Origin of the sequence: Salegentibacter salinarum (assembly GCF_900168115.1) — a bacterium.
Lineage (GTDB): Bacteria > Bacteroidota > Bacteroidia > Flavobacteriales > Flavobacteriaceae > Salegentibacter > Salegentibacter salinarum.
In genome coordinates this window covers 54,072-61,623 of sequence record NZ_FUZC01000021.1, presented here as the reverse complement: position 1 = coordinate 61,623, position 7,552 = coordinate 54,072, and the positions used below count along the sequence as shown (strand labels likewise).

5 protein-coding genes are annotated in these 7,552 nt (G+C 38.3%); all 5 read right to left on the bottom strand.

What is annotated here, in order from left to right:
* Positions 1-482: 482 nt before the first annotated feature.
* Positions 483-1,733: a rod shape-determining protein RodA gene (gene rodA / locus B5X53_RS17425; protein WP_079714503.1), complete on the bottom strand. Its 1,251-nt coding sequence runs from the start codon at positions 1,731-1,733 to the stop codon at positions 483-485.
* On the bottom strand, positions 1,734-3,602 hold the full coding sequence (gene mrdA, locus B5X53_RS17420; RefSeq protein ID WP_079714502.1) for a penicillin-binding protein 2: 1,869 nt from the start codon (positions 3,600-3,602) through the stop codon (positions 1,734-1,736).
* A gap of 492 nt (positions 3,603-4,094) precedes the next feature.
* Complete coding sequence (gene mreC, locus B5X53_RS17410; protein WP_079714500.1) at positions 4,095-4,919, bottom strand: rod shape-determining protein MreC; 825 nt, start codon at positions 4,917-4,919, stop codon at positions 4,095-4,097.
* Between the two features lie 13 nt (positions 4,920-4,932).
* Positions 4,933-5,961, bottom strand: coding sequence for a rod shape-determining protein (locus B5X53_RS17405; protein ID WP_057482684.1), 1,029 nt, complete (start codon positions 5,959-5,961; stop codon positions 4,933-4,935).
* Between the two features lie 38 nt (positions 5,962-5,999).
* Positions 6,000-7,532 (bottom strand): bifunctional phosphoribosylaminoimidazolecarboxamide formyltransferase/IMP cyclohydrolase, encoded by a 1,533-nt coding sequence (gene purH / locus B5X53_RS17400; protein WP_079714499.1) that lies wholly within the window; start codon positions 7,530-7,532, stop codon positions 6,000-6,002.
* Positions 7,533-7,552: the final 20 nt, after the last annotated feature.

Sequence of the window (7,552 nt, the reverse complement as noted above, 5' to 3'; positions counted from 1 at the left end):
AGAAACATAGATCGCTGGTACCGTCGACGTCTAAGGATGTGTATCTGGAAACAATGGAAACGCATCCGCACGAAAGGAAAGATGCTTATCAAGCTTGGCCTGAACAAGTGGAAAGCGTGGGAATATGCCAACACGAGGAAAAGCTACTGGCATACAGCTAACAGCTTTATCCTCAAAAGGACTATTACCATCCACAGACTGAGACAGGCTGGTTACACTTCTCTTCTGGACTATTACCTTAAAGTTAGAACGTAAATTAGGGAACCGCCCAGTACGGAACCGTATGCTGGGTGGTGTGGGAGGACAGGTAGGGAAATAATCCTTACCTTTCTACCCGATCGATAATTAATTAACTGAAAACTTATCTACGCCTTAATTTTATGCCGAAAAGTTTAACTTTGCGCTATGCTGAAAAGAAAATATATTTATCCGTTAATCATTCTGGTTGTTGCAGCTGCTTTGTTGTTAGCAGAGCGCTGTAATTAGAAAGACATCCTGTCTGAATCGAGTTTAATAAAAATAAACAGGAGAATAGTAAATGCCCAAAGCCCCGAGCCGCCGTAGCTTAATAATGGCAGTGGAATTCCCACGGTGGGAAAAATACCTATTACCATCCCTATATTAACCAGGAAGTGCATAAAAATTATCCCTATTACTCCATATCCATATACCCGGTTGAAGGTTGAGCGTTGCCGTTCTGCCATATAAAGTAAACGCAGCATAAGTAGCACAAAAAGCGCAAGAATAAAGGTGCTGCCTAAAAAGCCCCATTCTTCACCAACAGTACTAAAAATATAATCTGTGTGTTGCTCTGGCACAAAATGACCTTTTGTTTGTGTTCCTTCTGTCCAGCCTTTTCCGAATAATCCGCCACTACCTATAGCAATTTCACTTTGGTTGGTATTATAACCAATTCCTCGGGAATCCACTTCTTTTCCTAGTACAATATTGAATCGGTCGCGGTGATGCTGTTTAAATACGTTTTCAAATACATAATTTACCGAAAGAGAAAAGCCGACTGCAACTGCTGCGAAAAACAAATACTTTAAAATATTAGGTCTTCTTTTTCGGTTTTTCAGGTAAACTATTATTGCGATTAATAATACACCGCCAATTACCCATAACGGGCCAAATGCCAGGGTGGCAACAAATAGGATAGCTGCGAAAAATCCGAGTAATAAATAAGCGAAATGCAAGCCTTCCCGGTATAAAGCAAATGCAAAGGAAAAATATACCATTGCGCTACCTGCATCGGGCTGTAAGAGCACCAAAATCATTGGCAGGGCGATTATTAAGAACACTCTTAATTGGTGCTTAAAATCCTTAATATTGGTTTGTATGCCGCTTAGATATTTCGCTACGGCTAAGGCGGTAGCTGCTTTGGCAAATTCTGCCGGTTGAATGCTAACAGGACCAATTTGGTACCAGGCGGTCTGGCCTGCAATGGTACTTCCAAAAACAAATAATCCTGCTAAGCTTAAAAGACTTATGGTATAAATTACGCTGGAAAAACGTTGGTAAAATTTTGCCTCGATAGATAGGATTAAAATAATGAGAAAGATACTCAAAACTATAAACAGGGCCTGCCTGCTATAAGGAGCATCCATATTAAAAAAATCAATAGGAGTACCAGATCCTAATGATGCTGAATAAATATTAGCCCAACCAAAGCCAACTAATAAAAGGTAAATTAAAATGGTAATCCAATCAAATCCTGCTACGCTTTTACTCATTTACCTATTTATTATAAAAGGTTCCCCGCTTAGTGGTTTTGCGTATTCTTCTTCAAGACTGTGGCTTAAAATCCAGTCTTCCATATCTGTTCTGGTAATTTCTTTTTTAATATATTTTTCCACCATTAAGCTGGCAATTCTTCCGGCGTAACGGCTTCCCCAATATCCGTTTTCAACAAATACAGCGATTGCTATTTTGGGATTATCTACCGGGGCAAAAGCCACAAAAATAGAGTGGTCGGTAAGTTGGGTACGTTTTCCATCTATTTTAGCAAAATTCTCGGCAGTGCCTGTTTTTCCGGCAATCTCAATGCCGGGGATTTGTAGCGTTCTCGCGGTACCGCTTTTGTATACCTGGTGCATTCCTTCAACTACAGGGTCAAAATGTTTGGGATCGACTGTAGTAATATTTTTTACAGTAAATTGCTCTTCTTTTATAGGATCACCTTCCACTGCTTTTAAAATATGTGGAGTATAATACCACCCACGGTTTGCAATAGTGGCGGTCATATTTGCTAACTGAATAGGCGTCATTAAAACTTCCCCCTGGCCAATAGCATTAGAAATTGTAGCAGTAGAATACCATTTGTAGGTAGGGTAGTTATAAATTCGGTTATAATAGTCGGCATCGGGAATTTTACCCGGTCTCCCTGTGCTAAGGTCATTTCCCATAAACTGTCCCAAACCGAAACTTTGTAGATGTTTATTCCAGGTGTCCATTCCTTCCTGTGGAGTGGGATATTTTTCAATTGTTTTTCGATAAACCTGGGCAAAATATGAGTTACATGAATGTGCAATTCCCGGCACCAGGTCCAGGGGACTTGGATGGGCATGGCAGCCCAAAGGACGCCTCGCACCATAGTTATACCCGTTGTTACAGGAGAACCTGTCTTCAGTATCTATCACCCCTTCCTGGAGGGCAATTAAACCGGTTAAAGTTTTAAAAGGAGATCCGGGAGGATATTCTGCTAAAAGTCCGCGATCGTAAAGAGGATTTGCAATAGAATCGTAATAAAGTTTTGTATAATTTGGAGATCTTTTCCGGCCTACTAATAACGCAGGGTCGTAATTAGGAGCAGTTACCAGGGACAAAATTTCACCGCTTTCAGGCTCTATAGCTACGATTCCACCTCGTTTGTTTTCCATTAGCTTTTCACCATATGCCTGTAATTCGGCATCCAAAGTTATGTTTATGTCTTTTCCTTTGGTGGGAAGCGTATCGTAAATCCCGTCTTTATATGGGCCAATATCCCTGTTGAATCTATCTTTTTGAATATACTTTACCCCTTTTTCGCCACGCAGTAATTCTTCGTAAACCGATTCTACCCCACTTCTTCCAATAAGGTCACCGGAAATATAATAAGGGTCGTCGTTAACTTTTTTCTGATTTACCTGGGTAATATAGCCCAAAACATTGGCGCTGTGATCTACCTGGTAATCTCTTAAGGAACGCTTTTGAATATAAAATCCTTCATATTTCCGCATTTTTTCCTGTAAATACGCGTATTCCGATTTTGTTAGCTGCGGAATAATTACCGAAGGAAGAATAGGGGAGTAGATCTTGGCTTTGTCTAATCGTCGGCCCAGTTCTTCTGGTTCTATGCTTAGAATTTCGCAGAATTCAGTAGTATCAAAAGGTTTTAGGTTTCGCGGAATTGCCATGACGTCGTAAGAAGGTTGGTTAGAAACCATCAACTTCCCGTTTCTGTCTGAAATATAACCGCGCTGCGGATAATCGTATACCACTTCTATAGCATTATCTTGCGATCTTACCGTAAAAGAATCGTCCATTATTTGCAAATAGAACAACCTGGCAAGAAAAATTATGCCGGTGGTAAGAATAATAATGTAAAGAAGTAATTTTCTCATCTATATTTTTTACTGAAAACAATAAGGCTTAGTATAATCATAACAACACTAAAGATCCCTGAAAATAACGTTTTTTGAAGGACTATTATTATATGACTTAAGCTGAACATTTCCAAGAAAAATAATATAAAATGATGAATAATTACACTAATAAAAATATAGCTTAATCTGGCTCCAAAAGGTGTGGTAGAAAGCCTTAAATTTTGATGATCATAACTTATTCCGAAGGAAAACCGAAGCAAATTTGGCCGTATAAAAGCAATCACTACACAAGCTGCTGCGTGAACCCCGCCGCTGTCTTCAAAAAGATCTATACTGAAGCCCAATAGAAAAGACAGGATTAAAAATAAACTCTGATTACCGTTAAACGGATAAAGTAAAATGAATAATATATACAGGTAAGGATTTATATACCCCAAAAAATTAATGTTATTAAGAATTAGTACCTGTATAAATACTAATCCCACAAACCTGATGATATTTTTTAAAATACTATTGTTCATCTTCGCGCTCTAATTCCAGTATTTCTTCCCTATCCAGGTTTTCAATTATATACACATAACCAATGTTGGTCATGTCATTAAAAAGCCTAACATTAATATTGTAATAACTTTCGCTTTGGTCCAGTTTAAAATCTTCAATACTGCCAATAGGAATTCCTTCAGGAAAAATTAAGGATTTCCCGCCGGTAACTATGGTGTCACCCTCTTTTACGGGTGCCTGTCGTGGCACATCAATCAACTGAACAATATTTGGATTTTTACCATCCCAGATTAAACTTCCAAAATGATTGGTTTTATTTAACTGTGCGTTAATTTGGGAATCTGAATTTAATATAGAAATTACCCGCGAAAACCTATCGTTTACCCTGTCTACAATTCCAATTACTCCTTTGCTGGTAATAACTCCAAATTCAGTTTTAATTCCAGCTTCTTTTCCCTGGTTTAAGGTTAAAAAGTTATTAGGTTTTGCGTAGTTGTTGTTAATAACTCTTGCGGTTCTAAAATAGTACGTGCTCTCAAAACTGGTGGTATCAGTATAATTTTCTACGGAAATAGTATCGTTTAAATTGGTCAATATATTACGAAGCTGCTTATTTTCTTCCATTAAGCGCTCGTTGTATTCATCTAAGTGCATATACTTGTCAAAATCGTTGGCCCAGGAATAAATGCCACCGGTAAGCACATTTGCCGAACTTATAAAACTGCTTTTGTGGAAAGAATGGGTTTGTATGGTGAAAAATACAGCTAATGCAAGCAGAAACAGGAATAAAATATTATTCTTATTCCGAATAAGAAAATTGAAAATTTGCTGCATAAAACTACTTCTCCTACTTTATCAAAATTCCCTTATAACGATTAAGGGTTTTCAAGCATATTCCGGTTCCTCTTACCACGGCTCTTAAAGGATCTTCAGCAATATAAACCGGAAGATCAGTTTTTTGAGATAATCGTTTATCCAGTCCTCTAAGCATAGATCCGCCACCGGCAAGATAAATTCCGGTATTGTAAATATCGGCTGCAAGTTCTGGTGGAGTTTGGGATAAAGTTTCCATCACCGCGTCTTCAATTCTTAAAATAGATTTATCTAAAGCTTTGGCAATTTCACGATAAGAAATATTTACCTGCTTGGGTTTTCCTGTTAAAAGGTCACGCCCCTGCACGCTCATTTCTTCCGGCGGAACTTCCAAATCTTCAGTCGCCGCTCCAATTTGTATTTTTATTTTTTCAGCAGTACGTTCTCCAACATATAAGTTATGCTGAGTACGCATATAATAAACAATGTCGTTGGTGAAAACATCACCCGCAATTTTAACAGATTTATCACAAACAATTCCCCCAAGGGCAATCACCGCAATTTCAGTAGTACCACCACCTATATCTACGATCATATTTCCTTTTGGCTGCATAATATCTACACCAATACCAATTGCTGCAGCCATAGGTTCGTGAATAAGGTAAACCTCTTTCCCGTTAACACGCTCGGCACTTTCTTTTACCGCACGCATTTCAACCTCTGTAATTCCCGAAGGAATACAAATTACCATTCTAAGCGCTGGGGTAAACATTTTCTTTTTAAGCGCGGGAATTTCCTTGATGAACATCGTGAGCATTTTCTCACTGGCATCAAAATCGGCAATTACACCGTCTTTTAAGGGGCGAATGGTTTTTATGTTTTCATGGGTTTTTCCCTGCATCATCGCAGCTTCTTTCCCTACTGCGGTTATTTTTCCCGTAGTACGGTCTCGGGCAACAATTGAGGGACTGTCAACCACCACTTTATCATTATGAATAATAAGAGTGTTGGCAGTTCCTAAATCTATCGCTATTTCTTCAATGAGAAAGTCAAAAAATCCCATGCTTTGTTTGGTATTGAGGTTTGGTAAATGTAATAAATTTAATGTTTAAAATGGCGAGTTCCCGTCATCACCATAGCTATATTATTTTCGTTGCAATAATCTATACTTAACTGATCTTTTATAGATCCTCCGGGCTGGATTACTGCTGAAATTCCTTCGTTACCGGCAATCTCTACGCAATCTGGAAAAGGGAAAAACGCATCACTGGCCATAACCGCTCCATTTAAATCGAATTTAAAAGATCTCGCTTTCTCTATGCTGTGTGTTAAAGCATCTACACGAGAAGTTTGCCCGGTCCCACTGGCACACAATTGTTTGTTTTTTACCAAAACAATAGTGTTTGATTTTGTGTGTTTACAGATTTTGGAAGCAAACAGCAGGTCAGATAACTCGCCATCTGTTGGTTTATTGTTTGTAGCTTCCTTTAAATCTTCAAGGGTATCTGTTTTATTGTCTTTATCCTGAACTAAAACTCCATTTAAGCAAGTTCTAACTTGTTTCTGCGGAAGTTCAGTTTCTTTTTGAATCAATAAAATCCTGTTCTTTTTTCCTTTCAGAATTTCTTCGGCTTCACTAGAGAATGAAGGTGCAATTACCACCTCACAGAATAATTTATGAATTTCTTCAGCAGTAGCTCTATCAATTTCAACATTACTAATTAAAACTCCACCAAAAGCTGAAACAGGATCTCCTGCCAAAGCATCTACATAAGCCTGGTGAACAGTGTCGCGTTGCGCTAAGCCACAAGCATTATTATGCTTTAAAATTGCAAAAGTAGGGGCTTCACCTTTAAATTCGTTGATGAGGTTTACCGCTGCATCAACATCAAGGAGATTATTGTAAGAAAGTTCTTTTCCGTGGAGTTTTTCAAACATTGCGTCAAAATCTCCGTAAAAAGTTCCCTGCTGATGTGGGTTTTCCCCATAACGCAATTCTTTTCCTGTTTGGATGCTTTCCTTATAGGCTTTTACTCCACCATCCTCATTAAAGTAGTTGAAAATAGCAGTATCGTAATGCGAGGAAATATTAAAAGCTTTCCCGGCAAAAAGTTTACGATCTGCAAGGCTGGTTTCGCCGTTTTTTTCTTCCAGTAAATTCTCAAAATCTTTATAATCTTCTACCGAAGAAACACAAAGCACATCTTTAAAGTTCTTTGCTGCAGCGCGAATTAGGGAAATTCCGCCAATATCTATTTTTTCAATTATATCTTGCTCTGAAGCTCCCGAAGCAACGGTTTTTTCAAACGGATAGAGGTCTACAATCACAATGTCTATTTGCGGAATTTCGTATTCAGCAAGTTCTTTAACGTCACTTTCGTTATCCTGCCTGTTTAAAATTCCTCCAAAAACTTTTGGGTGGAGCGTTTTCACCCTTCCGCCTAAAATTGAAGGATAAGAAGTTACATCTTCTACAGGGACTACATCAATTCCAAGATCTTTAATAAACTTTTCGGTGCCGCCGGTAGAGTAAATGGTGATTCCCAGTTCGTTAAGTTTTTTTACAATAGGTTCCAGGCCATCTTTGCTGAATACAGATATTAAAGCAGATTTTGCTTTTTTTAAGTCGCTCATTGTGTTGTGTTTGTTAAAGT